Annotated in this window: 18 protein-coding genes; 7 read left to right on the top strand and 11 right to left on the bottom strand. The window is 41.1% G+C overall.

The genetic code is table 11. The annotated features are described in order from the left end of the window. Window position 1: 1 nt before the first annotated feature. From Q1A18_RS06295 to Q1A18_RS06280, 4 genes are all read right to left on the bottom strand, one after another. Window positions 2-1,240 carry a tetratricopeptide repeat protein gene (locus Q1A18_RS06295; RefSeq protein ID WP_299578077.1) on the bottom strand — a complete coding sequence of 413 codons (1,239 nt, stop codon included), beginning with the start codon at window positions 1,238-1,240 and terminating at the stop codon, window positions 2-4. 57 nt (window positions 1,241-1,297) lie between these two features. After that, entirely contained in the window at window positions 1,298-2,794 is a 1,497-nt protein-coding gene (locus Q1A18_RS06290) for a TonB family protein (protein ID WP_299578076.1), read from the bottom strand. Beyond that, window positions 2,787-3,173 carry a BlaI/MecI/CopY family transcriptional regulator gene (locus Q1A18_RS06285; protein ID WP_299578075.1) on the bottom strand — a complete coding sequence of 129 codons (387 nt, stop codon included), beginning with the start codon at window positions 3,171-3,173 and terminating at the stop codon, window positions 2,787-2,789. The genes Q1A18_RS06290 and Q1A18_RS06285 overlap by 8 nt, the downstream gene beginning before the upstream one ends. Window positions 3,174-3,466: 293 nt before the next feature. Beyond that, window positions 3,467-4,258 carry an amidohydrolase gene (locus Q1A18_RS06280; protein WP_299578074.1) on the bottom strand — a complete coding sequence of 264 codons (792 nt, stop codon included), beginning with the start codon at window positions 4,256-4,258 and terminating at the stop codon, window positions 3,467-3,469. A 215-nt stretch (window positions 4,259-4,473) separates the two neighbouring features. Here Q1A18_RS06280 and Q1A18_RS06275 point away from each other — a divergent pair, with 215 nt between their 5' ends. The 3 genes from Q1A18_RS06275 (at window position 4,474) to prmA (ending at window position 6,705) form a co-directional block, all read left to right on the top strand. Next, window positions 4,474-4,896 carry a DsrE family protein gene (locus Q1A18_RS06275; RefSeq protein WP_299578073.1) on the top strand — a complete coding sequence of 141 codons (423 nt, stop codon included), beginning with the start codon at window positions 4,474-4,476 and terminating at the stop codon, window positions 4,894-4,896. Window positions 4,897-5,025: 129 nt separating this feature from the next. Next, window positions 5,026-5,784, top strand: a complete 759-nt coding sequence (gene tpiA, locus Q1A18_RS06270) for a triose-phosphate isomerase (RefSeq protein WP_299578072.1) — start codon at window positions 5,026-5,028, stop codon at window positions 5,782-5,784. 90 nt (window positions 5,785-5,874) lie between these two features. Next, window positions 5,875-6,705, top strand: coding sequence for a 50S ribosomal protein L11 methyltransferase (prmA, locus tag Q1A18_RS06265; protein ID WP_299578071.1), 831 nt, complete (start codon window positions 5,875-5,877; stop codon window positions 6,703-6,705). Window positions 6,706-6,808: 103 nt separating this feature from the next. Here the strand turns inward: prmA and Q1A18_RS06260 are convergent, their stop codons facing one another. The 3 genes from Q1A18_RS06260 to Q1A18_RS06250 all read right to left on the bottom strand — a co-directional run bounded on the left by Q1A18_RS06260 (window position 6,809) and on the right by Q1A18_RS06250 (window position 8,775). After that, a complete protein-coding gene (locus Q1A18_RS06260; RefSeq protein ID WP_299578070.1) occupies window positions 6,809-7,531 on the bottom strand; it encodes a DUF3307 domain-containing protein in 723 nt (240 codons plus the stop codon). A gap of 2 nt (window positions 7,532-7,533) precedes the next feature. Next, window positions 7,534-8,187, bottom strand: coding sequence for a hypothetical protein (locus Q1A18_RS06255; RefSeq protein WP_299578069.1), 654 nt, complete (start codon window positions 8,185-8,187; stop codon window positions 7,534-7,536). A gap of 87 nt (window positions 8,188-8,274) precedes the next feature. Continuing rightward, complete coding sequence (locus Q1A18_RS06250) at window positions 8,275-8,775, bottom strand: metallophosphoesterase family protein (RefSeq protein WP_299578068.1); 501 nt, start codon at window positions 8,773-8,775, stop codon at window positions 8,275-8,277. A gap of 127 nt (window positions 8,776-8,902) precedes the next feature. Here Q1A18_RS06250 and Q1A18_RS06245 point away from each other — a divergent pair, with 127 nt between their 5' ends. The 4 genes from Q1A18_RS06245 (at window position 8,903) to Q1A18_RS06230 (ending at window position 12,022) form a co-directional block, all read left to right on the top strand. Beyond that, a complete protein-coding gene (locus tag Q1A18_RS06245; RefSeq protein WP_299578067.1) occupies window positions 8,903-9,397 on the top strand; it encodes a histidine phosphatase family protein in 495 nt (164 codons plus the stop codon). Between the two features lie 126 nt (window positions 9,398-9,523). Continuing rightward, on the top strand, window positions 9,524-10,225 hold the full coding sequence (locus Q1A18_RS06240; protein WP_299578066.1) for a 16S rRNA (uracil(1498)-N(3))-methyltransferase: 702 nt from the start codon (window positions 9,524-9,526) through the stop codon (window positions 10,223-10,225). Between the two features lie 115 nt (window positions 10,226-10,340). Continuing rightward, window positions 10,341-11,276, top strand: coding sequence for a DUF368 domain-containing protein (locus Q1A18_RS06235; RefSeq protein ID WP_299578065.1), 936 nt, complete (start codon window positions 10,341-10,343; stop codon window positions 11,274-11,276). Next, window positions 11,273-12,022 (top strand): shikimate dehydrogenase, encoded by a 750-nt coding sequence (locus Q1A18_RS06230; RefSeq protein ID WP_299578064.1) that lies wholly within the window; start codon window positions 11,273-11,275, stop codon window positions 12,020-12,022. Before Q1A18_RS06235 ends, Q1A18_RS06230 begins: the two co-directional genes overlap by 4 nt. A 39-nt stretch (window positions 12,023-12,061) precedes the next feature. Here Q1A18_RS06230 and tolA read toward each other — a convergent pair whose 3' ends face one another. The 4 genes from tolA to Q1A18_RS06210 all read right to left on the bottom strand — a co-directional run bounded on the left by tolA (window position 12,062) and on the right by Q1A18_RS06210 (window position 18,655). Beyond that, on the bottom strand, window positions 12,062-13,066 hold the full coding sequence (tolA, locus tag Q1A18_RS06225) for a cell envelope integrity protein TolA (protein ID WP_299578063.1): 1,005 nt from the start codon (window positions 13,064-13,066) through the stop codon (window positions 12,062-12,064). Then, entirely contained in the window at window positions 13,066-13,476 is a 411-nt protein-coding gene (locus tag Q1A18_RS06220) for a biopolymer transporter ExbD (protein ID WP_299578062.1), read from the bottom strand. The genes tolA and Q1A18_RS06220 overlap by 1 nt, the downstream gene beginning before the upstream one ends. A gap of 5 nt (window positions 13,477-13,481) precedes the next feature. Further along, complete coding sequence (locus tag Q1A18_RS06215) at window positions 13,482-14,189, bottom strand: MotA/TolQ/ExbB proton channel family protein (RefSeq protein WP_299578061.1); 708 nt, start codon at window positions 14,187-14,189, stop codon at window positions 13,482-13,484. 149 nt (window positions 14,190-14,338) lie between these two features. Continuing rightward, a complete protein-coding gene (locus Q1A18_RS06210; RefSeq protein ID WP_299578140.1) occupies window positions 14,339-18,655 on the bottom strand; it encodes a translocation/assembly module TamB domain-containing protein in 4,317 nt (1,438 codons plus the stop codon). Between the last annotated feature and the right edge of the window lie 122 nt (window positions 18,656-18,777).

Genomic DNA, 18,777 nt, shown 5'->3' with positions numbered 1-18,777 from the left:
ACTACTTTTCAAAGAAAAGGTCTTCCTTGATCCGTTTGATCCGATCCAGCGCGTAATAGGCATTCTCAGCCTCCTCACCCGCTTCTTTCAAATACGACTGGTAGTAATTTAATGCCAGTGTTTTGTTAAAATTGAATTCTTCGTAGGTGGTTGCTATTTCAAACAAGACCTCTACTTTTCGAGAGTCCAACTCATACGCTCTTTCATAACAGGCAATCGACTTCTCAAACTCACGCTGCGAACCATACACCTGTGCTAAATGATGATACATTTCCGGATGAAATTCAGGAATGGAAATGAATATGGCAAAATCAAGGTAATTTGCCGCCAGCTCATAATGATCCAGCCGTTTATGAGCAACTCCTAAATAAAAATTGATGTAAACATCGCTGGGGCTTTCCGCATAGCAAGCCTCCAGAACTTCTAAGGCATGCTCCGTGTGCTTGTTATGGTAAAGACAAATACCATAGTTCAGGTAAACGGACAGAGTGGTATCGTGCCGGGCCATAAACGATTGATAAACGTGCTGTGCAATGGGGTACTTTTTATTGACAAAAGCGGTATTCGCCCGTTTTAAATGAATAGCCCGACTATCCGGAAAGCGATAATGTGCCATCGCCAAAAGATTCATACACTTGTTTGGCTGATTTGCCTTCTCATAAATAGCAGCCAGATTTAAGTACGCACTCAGATCATCCGGATTCTGAATCAGATACTTCTCGTACAGATGCATGGCCCGCTTCTTTCGGCCAGCTTTAGAGGCCGCTAAAGCACTGTATTTATTAAACATCACATTGGTTGAATCAACCGCCTGAATTTCTTCGAACACTTGAAACGCTTGGCTATAATCGTTCAGAAACAAGAAGGCTTTACCCAATTCGTATTTCAGCAACAAATCATCGGGAGCAATCGTCAAGGCTTTCTGAAAATCAGTCACCGCCCTTGTATTGTTTCCCATGGCCTGAAAAAGGTCTGCCCGTCCCCGAAGATAAGTTACGTTGAGTGAGTCAAGTTTCAGGGCCGCATTTAAATCAGCTAAAGCTGCCGGGTAATCCATCAGCCGCTGATGCACCATACTTTTCTTAAAGTACAGCTCGGCAGTTGGCTTTTCACTCAAGGCAGCGTCAATAGTTTCCAAAGCCTGAGGATACTTCTGATTCAACAAGAGGATATCGATTTTTTGAGCTTTCCCGAAAAAAGGGAGTAGCAAAAGCAACAGGAAGACTGATTTTCTGAACATGGCTTATTCGGTATGAAAAAAACAGGGACCCCGGCATGCCAAAGTCCCTTTAATCACTTATTCTAAAACAAAATTAATGGGCACCGTAAACGACACAGCAACGAGCTCCCCTTTGTGCTTTCCAGGGGTCCATTTGGGTGATTGGTTAATCACGCGTAAAGCTTCATAGTCCAGTGCGGTATCAACACCTCTTGCAATTTTGGTGCGGCCAACCGAACCATCTTTTTCGACCACAAAAGTTACATAAACCTTGCCCTGAACGCCATTTTCCTTCGCTGAAACAGGATACTTAATATTCCTCGCAATAAACTTGCGCAAGGCCAATTCTCCACCCGGGAATTCAGGCATTTCATCAACCACATGGAAAACAGGATCAGACGATTCAGGCGACGAATTACCATACGCCACAACAACAACGTCATCTACATCGGTATTTTGAGCATCCATTGCCCCGGATTTCAAGGTAATTTCAATCACCCCGTTTTTGGCCAAGTCGCCATACTTTTGGATATAGACATCATCAGCTTGCTTAACGACATTCACACTGGTAATATCTTTCGGGTCCAGCCGATCCATTGTTTCTTTACCTGCCAGTTCTCCGTCAATTATGATTAAAGGCTGCTCGCTTGCTGCCGACTTCAGTACAACACCGCTTTCCGGTTCAACCAGTGCAGCTTCTTTGTTTTCGCAGGCAAAAACCAACACCAGCGTAATAGCTGCCATCAATCCGATTAAATAACGGAAATTCGCTTTCTTGGAAGATTTTATTTTTGTCATCATTTTTAGTCTTGATTTGATTAAGGAAGAGTTGAAATTATTGGCAATCGAAAATTGTTCGCCAATAAACTGGGTGACTAATATTTCCTTGTAATGATTTATAGCCACTCCTTTATTTAATACTGCCTGGTCAGCCATATACTCATGGTTTTCCTTGATCACTCTCCGAAGCAACCAGAAGAATGGATTGAACCATTGAATAATACTGATCAGTTCGAGTATTAAGATATCCACCGTATGTCCCTGGCGAATATGTTCGCATTCGTGTGCAAGCATCTTCTCCCACCCGGGTTTCGTTTCCAGGTTTCGGCTCACAAACAAATAATCGAGGAAGGAATATGGGCTTGAATTATCATCGATATAAACGTAATTGATTCCATGTTTGGAAACGAGCTCTCCTTGCCGGATCACCCGAACCAGCTGGTAAATGCGCCAGGCAACCACCAAAGCCATCAAACCAGCTATCGTAAAATAGCCACCAATGATTACCTGACTGGCTGAAATCCAGCCAATCAAAGAATTGGAAACAGCAGAACTGCTAACCGTAATGGCTTCCAACATGTTGGTGGCTCCGGAATTCTCCAAGGCCACCACTCCGCCTGAACCATAGATTTTGAAATGCAACAAAGGCAGCAAGCTGGAAAATACAACGGCAAAAAGCAGAAACAAGCGGTTGGTTTTAAAAAACGTTTCATGCCGCAAAAACACAAAGTAGATAAGAGATAAAGCTCCTAGGCTAATCCCCGACTCCAGAATGTAGTTAATAAAACTATTCATCGTTTTTACCTTTTTCGTTTTCCAAATCTTTTCCAACTTCTTTCATGAGCTCTTCCAACTCGGCAATACTCATATTGTCTTCGCGGGCAAAAAAGGAAACCATTTCCTTAAAGGAATTACTGAAATAGCCTTTCATAAAGGTTTTCATGTATTTCCGGGTATACTCCTTTTTGCTGATGAGTGGGAAGTACCGGTGAGTCTTTCCAAAAGCCTCGTAACCTACAAAGCCCTTTTTCTCCAATATGCGAACAATGGTTGAAACTGTGTTGTACGCGGGTTTTGGCTCAGGCATTTGCTCGATCAACTCCTTTACAAAGGCTTTCTCCTTTTTCCAGAGTAGTTGCATCACTTGTTCTTCGGCTTTGGTCAATTCTTTCATGGGGTCAATTTTTATAGGTTGAATCAATAACAAAAATCAAGCCACAAAACTAGAAACATAGTTTATAAACTAAACTCTTAGTTTTATTGGTTAAAAAAAAAGCGCTAGGGAAAAGGCTCTTTGCTTGTTAATTCGTTTTTTGCTTTCATACAATTGAGTTTAAATGAATACTGATTTGGAATTCCAATTCAAACCTACAACTAATTTATTAGTTTTCAAACTAAATTCATAGTTAATGATGAGTTTGAATTAACAACCAAAGGCACATACCTTTAACTATCTGCAACTTACAACTATGAATTTAATTGAAAATCATCTGCGTCAGGTAGTACTGGAAAGTTTTTACGAAAGCGCCCCAGCGAGCTTTTAGAGAGTTTAGCATGAAGCAGCTGCTCTTTATTCTCTTCTGCAATCAACATGGGTTTTCCTTTTGCGTCCACCAGGCAGCTATCGCCCTTATAATTGATGCCTTTGGCATCACGGCCAATTCGATTCACGCCGGCAACATACGCCTGGTTTTCAATGGCCCGGGCTTTTAGCAGCGTTTGCCATATTTCGCGGCGGGGAGCGGGCCAGTTGGCCGTATTGATTAACAAATCGTAGTCCTGCCGGTTGCGGCTAAATACCGGAAAACGCAAATCGTAACAAACCTGAGGCAGTATTCGAAAAGATTTTATTTGAATCAGTTTTCGGTTTTGCCCTGCCGTAAAATGAACATGCTCCTCTCCCATCGAAAAAAGATGCCGCTTGTCGTAATAGTCGAGCCTTCCATCGGGATGTACAAAAACAAAGCGGTTAAAAAACGAACCACCCTCATGAATCATCAAGCTTCCGGCTATCGATGCCTGCCTGGCAATCGCCAATTCCTTCATCCAGGCAATGGTTTCTCCATCCATTGGCTCGGCCCATTGCACAACCTGCATGCTAAACCCGGTAGCAAACATCTCGGGGAAAACCACCAAATCCGTATTCTCCGGCAAATCATGCAGCAAGCGAGTCAGATGTTTCCGGTTTTCAGCGGGTTGCTCCCAAAACAAATCGCATTGTACCAGGGTAATATTCAAATCGTTTTCAACCAATTCCATGCCTCTCAATTCATTTTACGTGCAAGTGGGTAAAGTTACTCATAAAAAGTTTGAGGTGTGTAGCCAACAAAATATGTTTATCATAGCTCCAAATTAAGACTCACAACCAAAATTCCGCACAAAATAGGACTACGACAAACCTCCCTATCCTACCTGATTTTGATTTTCCATACATTAGTTCTAAATTAAGCTGAAACCCACAAAATTAAGCAATCATGAAAAGTTATTTACTTGTACTAATCACTATTCTGACGCTTTCTGGCAACAGTTTTGCAACCAAACTCGAAACAATTGACGATAACAGCAATAAGCTGGCAGTGCTATGGACCAGCGGCGATCCGGAAGTTGCTGAAAAAGTGTGCTTCATGTATACCAACAATGCCAAAAAACAAGGATGGTTTGACGAAGTTGTATTGATTGTCTGGGGCCCTTCTGCCAAACTACTGACCGAAAACAAGATGCTTCAAGACTACATCAAAACCATGCAGCAATCAGGCGTAAAAATTGAAGCATGCTACTATTGTGCTGACATGTATGGCGTTGTAGATAAATTAAAAGCAATGGACATTGATGTAAAAGGCATGGGCATCCCGTTAAGCAACTATTTAAAAGAGGGTTGGCATACTCTTACTTTCTGACTTAGCGGGTTTAACCTAAAGTTAAATTCCAAAGTTGGAGAAAGATTCGTTAGGTGGTTTTGGCTGCTTTTCCTATTTTTGAGACGATATTTTTTGAATCAATTTTTACATTCCACAAAATAAAAAATCATGAGAAAAAAAGTTGTTGCGGGTAACTGGAAATGTAACACAACCGTTCAGGAAGGTGTTGAACTAGCCAAAGCAGTAAATGAATTAGTTGCTAAAGAAGGCGCTAAAGATGTTGTTGTTGTTCTGGGAACTCCCTTCACTCATATTACAAGTGTTGTTGATGCTGTTGATACTAACCGTATTGGTGTAGCATCTCAAAACTGTGCCGCAGAAGCAAAAGGAGCTTACACTGGTGAAGTTTCTGCTTCTATGGTAAAATCAACCGGAGCCGAATACGTAATCCTAGGTCACTCTGAAAGACGTGAGTACTACGGTGAAACAAGCGAAATTTTGAACAAAAAAGTAGCTTTGACTTTGGAAAACGGATTGACTCCTATTTACTGCTGCGGCGAGGCTTTAGATGTTCGCGAAGCAGGAACTCAAAACGATTTTGTAAAAACGCAATTGGAAGAAACAGTTTTCAATCTTTCAGCTGAAGATTTTTCAAAAATCATTATCGCATACGAACCAATCTGGGCAATTGGAACAGGTGTTACTGCCAGTTCAGAACAAGCTCAGGAAATGTTGGCTTTCATCCGTGGATTGATTACCGACAAATTTGGTGCTGAAGTTGCTGAAAATACTTCAATCCTTTACGGTGGAAGCTGCAGCCCTAAAAATGCCAACGAACTGTTTGCTAACCCAGACATCGACGGTGGTTTGATTGGTGGTGCTTCGCTGAAAGCTGAAGACTTCCTGGCTATTATCAACGCCTACTAGTCAGCACGCGAAACAAAAAATAATCATGAGCCATCTGGTTTTTACCGGATGGCTTTTTTTATCTTCGTACAAAATTAGACAACAAAAGAGATGAAATATACGAAAGCCACGTTTAAACTTACACCAGACAATGAAACCAACCGTGAAATTCTGGTAGCTTACTTGTCTGAACTTGATTTTGAGAGCTTTGATGAAACCGAGCAAGAGGTCAATGCCTTTTTCCCAATCAATAAGGTTTCCACTGAAGCAATCGAAACTTGCCTGTCAACGCTTCCGTTTCAGGTAAATTTTTCGGAAGAGCAAATGCCTGACATCAACTGGAACGAAGAATGGGAAAAAAACTATTTCAAACCATTGTTAATCAACAACCAGGTACTGATTCGGGCACCGTTTCACAAAGACTACCCGCAAGCTCAATACGAAATTGTTATTGAACCCAACATGGCTTTTGGAACCGGAAACCACGAAACAACCAGCCTGATGATGAGCCACCTTTCGGAAATCAACCTGGAAAACGAAACGGTACTGGACATGGGGTGTGGAACAGGAATTTTAGGCATTTACGCATCAATGCTGGGTGCAGCCAGCGTTACAGCCATTGATATCGACAGCTGGTCATTCGAAGCCGTTGTTGAGAATTCCAGACTAAACAATGTTTCCAACCTCGAGGCCCTTATAGGCGATGCCCAGCTGCTCGGCGAAAAAACATTTGATGTCATTCTCGCAAACATTCAAAAGAATGTCATTCTTCAGGATATCGAAAAATACATTTCTGTTTTAAATGATGAAGGACTTTTAATTGTCAGCGGATTCTACAACGAAGATTTAGAGGATATTTTGGTAAAAGCTACAGAGCTTGGGCTACGAAAAGTTGAAATAAAAGAACAAAATAATTGGATTGCTTGTGCCTTCCAGAAATAAGCAGAATCTGACAGACAGCCAAACTGTAGTTGCAACAAAAAGAAACTAAAAAAGACAGCATGGAGTAGAGTGAAATATCGGCATTCTACTGCCATGCAGTTTATTACAAAAAGGAGAGAGCAGATAGCCCAATTAAAATAGCAATGGCAAAGCTGATAAAGGTTCCCACTAAAACATACTCGGAAAGCAAACGGGCATGAGCTTCACTTTTTACTGAGATTCGCAAAATGGATTTGGCTGCAATCAGAAAACCAATCGCCTGAAACTGGGCTGTCAAAACAAAAGTCAAAACTAAAACGCGTTCTAAAATACCAATCCATTTCCCTGCATTAGGCAAACTGGGTTCTGCTCCTTCATTCATTTGATTTTGCCATCGTTTTGTTGCCAGGTTAATAATGATCATAGATGGCCAAATGACGAAAATATAGGCTACAATTAAAACCAATAGGTTTGGGTCGGTAACTAACTCCGTAAACTTCATTTTCCAATCAAATGAAAAATGATTTGTTATTGCAACAACAGCCACTATTGCCACCAAATGAACCAGCTGATCAAACAAGAACCATAGCAAATGATTGAGTTTGGCTGGCTTTAAGTATATCTTTCCCAGGTCAATCAAATAATGAAATACGAATATAAAAACGGGAATTTTCCATGAAAAATAGTCCAATGTTAAAACGACCGATAGAAAAGTAACAACAAGCACATGCAGGAGTAATTTTACCGATTTAATTCCGCGTTCATTCTTTTCCGTCACCCAAGAGCCAGGCTGAAACAAAAAATCAGCCAACAAATGCGCAATTAACAATCGAAGCAATAAAACCATTATTAGTCAATTTTTTCAACAATTTCAAGAAACCGCCTGTTCGTTTTCTCAATAAGGTTCCAATTGGCAAGCTGAATTCGGTTACTTACCGATGGTTGTGAGAGGTTCAGTATACCTGCAATTTCCTTCTGTTTATATCCTTGAACAAGATAATAAATTACTTCAGCCTGTGCCAGTGTCCATCCATTAAAAAGATGATCTAAAAAAGAGCAAATCAATTCGAACTCTTTATTATACTCCTCATGGCTTGTCGTAATAATAAAGCTTTGCTTCTTTTTTTTCATCTGATCAAGTGCACGTCCGGAAAGCACAAAAGGTTCTTCCATTGATTTACCGATATGATCAGGTATTTCTTTGGCATATCCAACAGCCAGAGATATTCGAATATCGATAGGAGCTTTTTCTCTTTCATCTTTTAACCCAATCTGCTGCTTCTTAAAAAAGGATTTTAAATAAATCGCTTTCATGAAACTATGCTGAATATCAACAGTCATTAGCTGAAAGCTATCGCCTCTACTTGATAAAACAGGCTCCCCTTTATTGGTCAAGTAGGTTCCGGCAGGCTCTTCAAGAACATGCATCGTGTTCAAAAAGGCTTGCTCATCAAATTGTGATGAATTTATTATATCAGACGATATGACGGCTATCTTTTCCACATGTCAAAATTAGAACATTTAGACTATATTTACAAATATAGATTAATAATTCTATACAACAACAATATAGTTCAAATAGACTATAATCTAGAATTTTGTTCGTTCGAACTCTAACACTTCAAGGTCACTTATATTCTTTCCATCAATCTTAAAACGAACTGCAGTGCAAACATTATGGAATCCACTATTTCCTGCAGCTCCGGGATTTATATGTAACGTATTGATTTTCTTATCGTGAACAACTTTCAGTATATGAGAATGCCCAGAAATAAAGAGCTGAGGAGGATTAGCGTACATTGCTTTTCTAATGCGGGGTTCATACCGCCCGGGGTATCCCCCGATATGTGTTATCAGGACATCAACTTCTTCACAAAAAAAACGCAGACTCTCAGGATACATCCGACGCAAAACATGGCCATCAATATTTCCATAGACTGCTCGCAGCGGCTTCAACTCCATCAGTTTATCGGCTAATTCTTCGGAACCAATGTCTCCGGCATGCCAAATTTCATCAACCTCTTCCAAAAAACGAACCACTCGTTTGCTTAGTTTTCCATGGGTATCTGATATCAATCCGATTCTTTTCATTGCAAATTTTATTAACGTGTAGTCGTCAAAAATAGGGTTATTTTAGTTGTAAAATCATTTATTTATCCCGATTTTACAATCGAAACGAAGTGTAATATTTATAGTTAAACATACAAAATCTAACCCCATGAAAAGAGTTGTGATTGTTCGTCATGCAAAAGCAGTCCCTTATGGCTACGATGAAGATTTTAGCCGAAAACTTCGGGACCGCGGAAAAAGTGATGCAAACCGAATTAGTTTAAAGCTAATTGGTGATGGCGTAAAAGCAGATCTCATTATTTCAAGCCCAGCAAAAAGAGCTTTAAAAACAGCCAAAATATATGCTGATAATTTTCGTTATCCTCTCAATTCAATCCAACTCGAAGAAGACTTATATGAGGGAATGACCACGCAAGAATTTATTGACCTTTTGCGTGAAATACCAAATGACATACAAACTGTTTTTGTGTTTGGGCATAATCCTATGGTTTATCATCTGACCAACAATCTGGTTAAGCTATTTAATAGTGATATGCCAACATGCTCTACAGTTGGTGTTGACTTTGATGTTGACGAATGGGAAGGTGTTTCAGCACGAGGAGGCGACCTGGCTTTCCACCTTATTCCACGAATGCTTAAATAGCCACCCTTTCAGTGTAAACTTAAGGTTTAGAATCCCCGGACTTCATATTGATCTCCGGGGATTCTAATTGTATAGTACTTCTTTCTGTCAAAAAATATTTCGCTACTTTTGCCAAAAATATTGAATATGCAGCTTTTTTACACGCCCGACATCAGCGAGTCTACTTATTGTTTAGATGAAACAGAATCAAAACATGCTGTTCGCGTTCTTCGGTTAACAGCCGGTGATGTTATCCAGCTTATTGATGGAAAAGGAAACTTCTTTGAGGCTCAAATCAGCGATGCACATCCCAAAAGGTGTCAGGTTGAAATCATTAAGAAAATAAGCGAGTATAATAAGCGCACACATTACTTGCACCTGGCAGTTGCACCAACTAAAAATATCGATCGTTTTGAATGGTTTTTGGAAAAAGCCACCGAAATTGGAATTGATGAAATTACCCCGGTTTTGTGTGACCATTCAGAACGAAAAGTCATAAAAGACGAGCGTTTACAAAAGGTGATTATCTCTGCCATGAAACAGTCACTCAAAGCTTATCTTCCAAAATTAAACCCGCTTACTCCTTTAAAAACTTTACTTGACACTGACTTTGAAGGGAAAAAATTTATTGCTCATTGTTACGAGCAAAATAAGAAAGAGCTAAAAGATGAGCTAAGTGAGAGTGGATCCAACTTGATTCTCATCGGACCAGAAGGCGATTTCTCCGAAGATGAAGTAGCCAAAGCAATCCACAAACAATTCATACCGGTTAGCTTAGGGCAAAGTCGGCTACGGACTGAAACGGCTGCCGTGGTTGCCTGCCATACGGTTAATCTGCTAAAATCCTAAAATCAGGTTCCCATTTCTTATTTATTCAAATCAAATTCACCTAAAATATTCATCAAGTCTTTCTTTTTCATAATTCCTGACCTATTTTTGCCTTTCATCAAAAAAAAAGGGAAAAATGAACCGATCAATAAAAGAATATCTTCTGATTGTACTGAAAGGAATGGGAATGGGGGCCGCAGATGTAGTTCCGGGGGTTTCCGGAGGTACCATAGCGTTTATTACCGGAATTTACCAGGAATTAATCAACTCCATCAAATCCGTTAATTTTAAGACCCTGCAATTATTCTTCACCGGAAAATTTAAGGATTTCTGGAATGCCGTAAACGGCAACTTTTTACTAGCCGTGGTACTTGGTATCGGCATTAGTGTACTTTCATTAGCCAAAGGGCTTGAGTACCTGCTTAACCACCACCCAATTCTGATCTGGTCTTTCTTTTTTGGGTTGATTATTGCTTCGGCAATCTACGTAGGTAAAGATATTGCCCAATGGAAAGCTTCCACTTTTCTTTCGCTGGCAACCGGTGCTGTAATTGCTTACCTCATAACGGTCATCACACCATCCGAAGCCCACACCAGCTACACCTTTGTCTTTTTGTCGGGCTCCATCGCTATCTGCGCCATGATCCTGCCAGGTATTTCAGGCAGTTTCATTTTGGTTTTACTCGGTATGTACAAATTTATTTTGGGGGCCGTTTCAAGCTTTAACTTGCCAGTTATTGCCGTTTTTCTGGGTGGTGCCAGTATCGGAATCATTCTGTTTTCAAACTTGCTTAGCTGGCTGCTCAAACGCTACTATGATCTGACCATTGCACTATTGGCCGGTTTTATGATTGGCTCTTTGAACAAAGTCTGGCCCTGGAAAGAAGTGGTAGAAACCTTTGTCGATCGTCATGGAGAGCTCAAACCACTCATTGAGCAGAACATTTTACCAACCAACTACGAAGTAATTACAGGCAACCAACCGCTTTTAATAGGCGCCATTAGCCTTGCTGTGGCCGGTTTTGCGTTGATCTTTGTTGTTGAAGGTTTATCCAAAAAACTCCAGAAATGAAAACTTACGGATTAATTGGTTACCGCTTGGGGCACTCATTTTCCAAACGTTTTTTCACTGAAAAATTTGAAGAAGAGGGCCTTAATAATCACGAGTATCTGAACTTCGAGCTGGATGATATCAGTCTTTTTCCTTCCATTTTTCAGGAAAATGATCACATTGCCGGACTAAATTGCACTATTCCCTACAAGCAGGAGGTTATGCCTTTTCTGGATGAAATTGACGAAGAGGCTGCAACTGTAGGTGCAGTCAATACAATTAAAATTATCCGGAAAGCCGAAAAAATAATCCTAAAAGGATTCAATACCGATTGTTATGGGTTTGAACAATCACTCCTGCCTCTGTTAGGAGAGAAGCATCAGAAAGCACTAATTTTAGGGACAGGTGGAGCCTCCAAAGCAGTCAAATTCATCCTGGATAAACATGGCATTGAATACCTTTCAGCCACAACGAAAAAGAGCTTGTCAGCAAAGGAATTAAACTATGAACAGATTGACGAGCAACTGATAAAGGACCACCTCATTATCATTAATGCAACACCGCTTGGAACTTTCCCTAAAGTAGATACTTGCCCGTCGATTCCTTATGAGTCTCTCACTCCAAATCATGTTCTTTTCGACTTGGTTTACAATCCGGAAGAAACCTTGTTTTTGCAGAAGGGAAAGGCTAAAGGAGCGAGCATAAAAAATGGCCTGGAGATGTTGCATCTTCAAGCCATCAAAGCTTGGGAAATTTGGAATGAATAACCATTCATTCCAAATTCCTCAAACCTTCAGATATCAAATCTAATCCAGTACAAACCGATACGTAATCGTTCCCTGCTGAAAGGCCGGCGCTGACTCATCGAGATTAAATTTAGCCTTAAGGGCTGCCTGCTTGGCTGCATTCAGCAACTGGGCATTGTAGGTTGTTGATCCCCGTGCACCCGGCTCGGCAGTTGTCACCTTTCCATATTTATCCACTGTAACCTGAACCACCACGACACCTTCTTCATTTCCCGGATAGGTCGGTTTGGGCAACGATTTAGCTGAACGTCCAGCCAGACTGAATGAAATACCGTTTCCTTGTCCACCACCCTCGCCATAGTTGGTTGAGTTGGCCGAACCATTCGGAGAGCCTTGGTTTCCTCCGGGGAAAGTAACACCCTCCCCGGTACTTTTTGAATCGGAGCTACCAGCTCCTCCTGCTCCAAAAGCATTGGACACCCTACTATTAATTTCTGCTATTTTTTGCTGCTCAGCTTCTATTCTTTTGCGCTCTTCTTCCTCCTTGCGCTTCCGTTCAGCTTCTTCAGCCAATCGTTTACGCTCAAGCTCTTCCTTGCGCTCACGTTCCAATTCAGCTTGACGCTGAGCTTCCAAATCTTTCTGGCGTTGTTTTTCCAGCTCTTCCTGTTTCCGCTTATTTTCCAGCTCTTGCTGCCGTTTTTGCTCCTCTTCCTTCTTCTTTTTGGCCGCTTCCAAGGCTACCGTTTTCTCATAATCCTGTGTTAGCAACTCCTTTTTTGCTTCAGGTTGTTTGCCCGCAGGCGGAGGTGGCGTTGGCGTTGTAGCCGGAGGAGTTACCGTTTTCTTTTCTTCTTTAACAACAGGAGCTGGAGTTTTCCGGCTTGGTGCCGGCTCTCTCGGGCCTGCCCCTTGACTGGAGTTTCCAAAATTCACCAGAATTCCTTCTTCTCCGGGTAATGGCAGTGGGGTGAAAAAACCAAATAACAGAAGCAAAATTAAAACGATTGTATGCACAACAATCGTCCCGATAAATCCCTTTTTATGTTTTTCAAAATAACTCATTAACGTCCTTCGGGCGCTGTAGCCACAATCATTTTGTATTTATTGCGTTTCGCAATATTCATTACTTTTATAATTTGTTCAAAAGGAACTGATTTATCAGCATGAAGCGAGACATAAGCTTCAGGTGTGTCACCAATTGCACTTTGCAGTGCAGGCTCAATTTCATGAAAGGCAACCCGCTCAACATCCTTCCCTGTATTCACGTAATATTTCAGATCTTTCGTTATAGATACTGTTGTTATCGGCTTTGCTGCAGTTTGGTTATTACTTTCCGGCAACAATAACTTTAATGCATTGGGTGCGATAAGTGTTGATGTAACCATGAAAAAGATCAACAGCAAGAATACAATATCAGTCATGGATGACATGCTAAAACTGGCATCGACTTTATTTCTTCGTTTTAAGGCCATTATTCCTATTTTGCTGGTTCATTTAAAAGATCAAGAAATTCGGATGTTGCTGCTTCCATCTTGAAAATCACTTTTTCAACACTAGCCACCAAAATATTGTAGGCGAAATAGGCAATAATTCCAACCGTTAAACCAGCAACCGTAGTTACCATGGCTTGATAAATACCTGAAGACAAAAGCGTCACATCAATATTGTTTCCAGCATTGGCCATATCGTAAAATGCCTGAATCATCCCAATTACGGTTCCCAGGAAACCAATCATTGGAGCTCCCCCGGCAACACTTGCCAAAACAGGCAATCCTTTTTCCAGCTTGGCAATTTCCAGGTTTCCGACAGTTTCAATGGCAGAATTGACATCCGACATCGGACGGCCAATCCGGCTAATTCCTTTCTGAATCATTCGTGCTGTTGGGTTATCCTGTGAACGAACCAAAGATAAGGCAGCATCAATATTCCCTTGCGAAATGTAATCTTTCACACGCTCAAGCAAGGAGTCGTCAACCTTTCCGGCTTTTTTAACGGCAAAATAACGATCAAAGAAAATAAAAACAGCAATCAGCGAAAGCGCCACAATGGGAATCATGATCCAGCCTCCTTTGAGTGCTAAATCAAAAAAGCGGGTCACAATGCCATCCTGTTCAACTGTTTCAGCCAGTGCCTCAGCACTTTCTCCAGCTGCATTTGAAACTTGTAACAAAATATATCCAAACATAAGTCTTCATTTAGAGAAACACATAAAAAACGAGGTATAATAACAATTATTATACCCCCCAAAAATAATGATTATTTGCAAAGTTACGACTTAAAGTCGGAACATCGCTCAAGAGTTTTTAGGAAGCGCCCTCCGATGACCATTCGTATCTACTCCTCGTCCCTTTTGACAAACAAACGTTTCAACTTTCGCCAAAGTTCGCCCAGATTATTGTAGTTCTCACGGTACGAAACACCAATTCCCTGAGTATAAGGTGATGTTTCATAAATCAGGTTATCGTTTGAGCGATTATACGCTTTTAACTGCAGCTTCCCGTTATTGGTCAGCTTTACATTCAAGTCAAAATCACCAACAATATTGCTGTTATTTGAGCGGGCTGCATTGGTCGTGCTGTTATTCCCGATGTTACCGTTCAGCGTCACCCGGTCATTAAAAATCTGGGTGCTCAAAGCCAATTCAATTTCGTCATCCGATATTTGATTACCCGGACGATAGTTCACACCAATGTCAAAATCATTGCTAATTTGAGACAACCAGTTACTCAGTTGATTGGAAAACAGCTCGCTGGCTGTTGAACCAACCAGATTCGGGTTGGTGGCTTGATAGGATCCTCTGAGATATTCGGGCGTGTAAAAACGTCCCAAAACCAGCAATGATAAAATCTGCCGGTTCATATCTTCATCCGTACTGAAAAACTGCTGAACCTGGTCTTTGATTCGATCTTCAACCGTTGGAAAATTAATATCGAATGCAATCTCCGGGTTGTTCAGGTTCTCAGTTAAGACGATTCCACATGTAACCGGAATTCGTTGGCTGTAATCAATATTGTCAACCGGGTTAGGAAACAGTTCCGTCAGCGATGCTTTGAGCCTGTAGATGGCTTCCAGATCAATGGTGGCATCATACGGGTCTCCGTTCCAGAGAATGGTTCCGCCACGGGCTATTTCAAACTTTTTGTTGATTACATTCTGAAGCGTAAACAAGTAATCGCCCTGCTCTACCCGGTACTCGCCAAACATGGTAATATTAAAATCAGGGTCAATTCGAACCTGTAAATCGCCCGTTCCACGCGAACGGATAACATCACCAATTTGCGAGTTGTAAATAAGCTGAACCTGTGCGTCGGAAGTTACATTGAAATCGAAGCTCATCTGCAAATTCGACTTTTGACTCTGTGGCTTTGTTATTGGGCTACTGGTGTTGATACGTTCCCGATTCACAAAATTTATGAAATCATACTCCTGGGCCTCTTCTTCATAGTCCAATGAAATATTGATCGACGTTCCGCTTAAGGAGCTGGCTGCCGAGGTTAAAAGAACATCCTTGCCATGTCCTCGAACCTGAAAGCTCCCACGGGCATAAGCTTTCCCATAAAAACGTTCGTTATCTCTAAAAGTCGTATTCATGGCCAGCAAGCGTGGAGAACTAATTTCCAGGTCATAATCCATATTCTGAAAATTATCATGGCGAATTGATCCATCAAAAACACCTTTATTCCCTTGGTAATCGTTAATCTGAATCTGATCAAAAATGATTGAATCAGAACGAAAGCTCACCGTATCGCTAAAGTAATAATCCACTTGCATGGATTTTACGGCCAATCCGGCATCCAGTCCCAGCACATCACCATCCAACAACAGCTTTTGAGGAGTCCCGTGAATCCACACTTCACCCGTACCACGGCCCCGAACATTCTGAAAACTGTTCTGCAAAATGGGCTGTAAAATAGTTAATGACAAATCATTCAACCTCACCGAAAAATCGATCGAGTCATTTCCAGGCTTGTAGGAACCAAAGCCATAGAGCGATTGGTGATTCTTCGTGTTCACACTCAGCTCAGCCTGCAATTCTTCCGAAGGCCGATCCCACTTACTAACCAAACTCACGTCGCCAATAGCATGATTTCGAAAACTCAAATCGTCAACCTTCAAATCGGACAACAACATGGCCCGCTCATAAACATCAAACAAACTGGCCGAACCATTAAGAACACCTCTGACTGCAACGTCCTTTTGAGCAAACGAATTCAAATTTCCCAGGTTAATTTCGTTTACTTTCAAGTTTAGCCGATCGGCTTTATCCTTAGAGACCACCCCATCCACGGTAAGTTGCTGCTGTTTATTCGAGATTCGAAAGTTATCCACTGCAATGCGCGACGAATCAATGGTAACCACTGAAGGATGGACAATCCATAGCGTATCAGCAATGTAAATATTGGAAGGCTTGACCGCAATTTCCACATGCGTTTGGCCATAACCGGTACTCTGAAAGTCAATCTGAGTTTCCAGCTCGCCACTGTAGGTCGTTTCATGAAAGTTATTCCACACTACTTTAGAATCCAGCCGATCATCGGCAGCATTGGCCAAAAATGCCAAATTATAAATACGCTGTTTATCGTTGATCATCAATTCTTCCAAGCGACTCTTGACTTCCAATTCGTCGTTGGAATGGATGCGAAGTGAATAACCATTGAAGATCAGGTTTCCATACCTCATATCAGGGATATCGGCATGCAAATCCAGATGAAACTGCTGATCATCAAACCGTCCGGAGATTGTTGACGGGCCAATGTACAACTGGGGTAACAGTGTCCGGGTAATGGGATCAACGTCTTTCACCATCACCTTAAAGTTAAACTGGTTCAGACTTTTAGTTTCGTCAAAAGCAAGGCCGGAAGAAGGTAAATAGTGATAAAGTAAATTTTTAACACTTCCAACAATGGTCCGAAAAGAGTAATTTCCTGTGATTTCGGCATCGGCAAAATCGGAGCGAATTTGCAGGTAAGCCGAATCTTCATAAAAAGTATTTACACTAAAACTATTCAACAGTAAAGTATCGTTTTCATTCACATACTGCCCTTCTTCCACCCAAATATTCCCGTCGAGGTTGTCAATGCTGCTTGCTTTAAAATTGGCATTCAGAAACATCGAAAGCATTGATTTTTCGTACCGACGATCGATATTCAACGCTTTTAGATTAGCCTGCCCCAGTTTCATTTCAAAATCAAACTCCGGAATGACTTTGTTAAAATCAAGCTTTCCCACAAAGTTGGCATCCAGGTTTGGGTCTTGAATATTGAAACTCCCTTCAAACCTTTTATCCTGAAGCGCACCATCCAGACTCAGGTTTTTGAATTTATACTGATTGAACACCAGGCTGTCCACCACTCCAGCAACAGCCACATCAAAAGCGCGCGTCACCTGATTAAATGAACCATCAACTTTTCCGTTGAAAGTCAGTTGCTCAAATTGATTAATTTGAGTGAATTCGCCCAACTCAAAATTCACAGTCCGCAAGCTTCCGTTTACTTTCAGCCGGTTACCCTTTTGCGGAACAAAAGAAAGGTCGGTTTTAATTTGACCAAAGTTGGACTGCACCGAACCATAGGCCACAAAATCGCTAAGGAAACCGGTAAAATTTCCCTCATAACGCACCACGCCTGCATCGTAAAGCAACTCCGGAAACTCCAGAAAATCGGAATCCATAGCATCCGGAAGTTTAATTTTGCTCAGATCTTTAAAGTCAGCCGTTGAATTTTTAAGGTCAAGCAAAATATAAGTTTGATCCAGATCGGGCAGACCATTACTGTATAAATCACAAATCAACCGGGTATTTTGTCCCGTCGATAGTTGCAGATCTTTTGCTTTCAAATCGGCTATGGTTCCATAAACCCGGCCCGACAGGTCAATTTTCAAATCCATTCCTCGCAGAGAAGGCACCAGTTGACTCACATCCACAAAGTCAACCACCGATTCTTTTAAATCAACATCCAGCTTTAAAAATGAGAAGTCCCTTCCCGTTCCCATCTCCGACTGGTCCAGAGTAACATCGGCATTTCCGATGGAAGAATGAGGCGTGGAAACATTCAGATTTTGAAGTTTGACAACATGATTCGAGGAAACAAGTTGAGTGCTTAACGAACTCAGCTGAAAGGATTTATGATCATCAAAACTCATGTTATTGATGCTGAATGATAACGAATCGTGATGCAGTTCGAAATCACTTACATCCAATTGAATGTCATATAAATCAATGGTTTTAGGCTTTTCCATTTTGTAATAGGAGTAGCCCAAACGAGTATCATTAAACAGAAAATTTTGACAAAAGAAGTCCCAGTTATCCTGTTGTTTATTCGAGCGCATGGCATCAAAAATAAACTTGTAGTTGGGCAACTGATCTTCGGTTAACGACACAAAAAACTTCGTCTTACTCATTTCGATGGACGACAGATTGATCAGTTTTCGTTTGATCTTCAGGTCATCAATCGATGCCACCATTTTATCCACATAAAACAAGGTATCCTGCTGCTGATCTTCAATCAAAAATTCATTTAAAACCACTTGGTTAAAAAAACGAATGTCCACGCTAGCCAAAGTGATTCGGGTATTCAGGCGCTCCGAAAAGTGGTTGGCGATTTGCCGTACCAGGTAAGTCTGCACCACACTGGTCTGAAAGGCCAGATACACACCCAAAATCAGGACCAGAAATGCCCCAACTATCCAAATGACTATTTTGACTGATTTTTTAATAATTTTGTGGCTTTAAAAAATTAGAAAACAAAATAAACTAAAATCCACGTAAATCGTTA

Source organism: uncultured Sunxiuqinia sp. (genome assembly GCF_947495665.1).
GTDB classification, from domain to species: Bacteria; Bacteroidota; Bacteroidia; order Bacteroidales; family Prolixibacteraceae; genus Sunxiuqinia; species Sunxiuqinia rutila.
The sequence above is the reverse complement of the archived record's forward strand: the minus strand, read 5'-3'. Positions and strand labels throughout refer to the sequence as shown.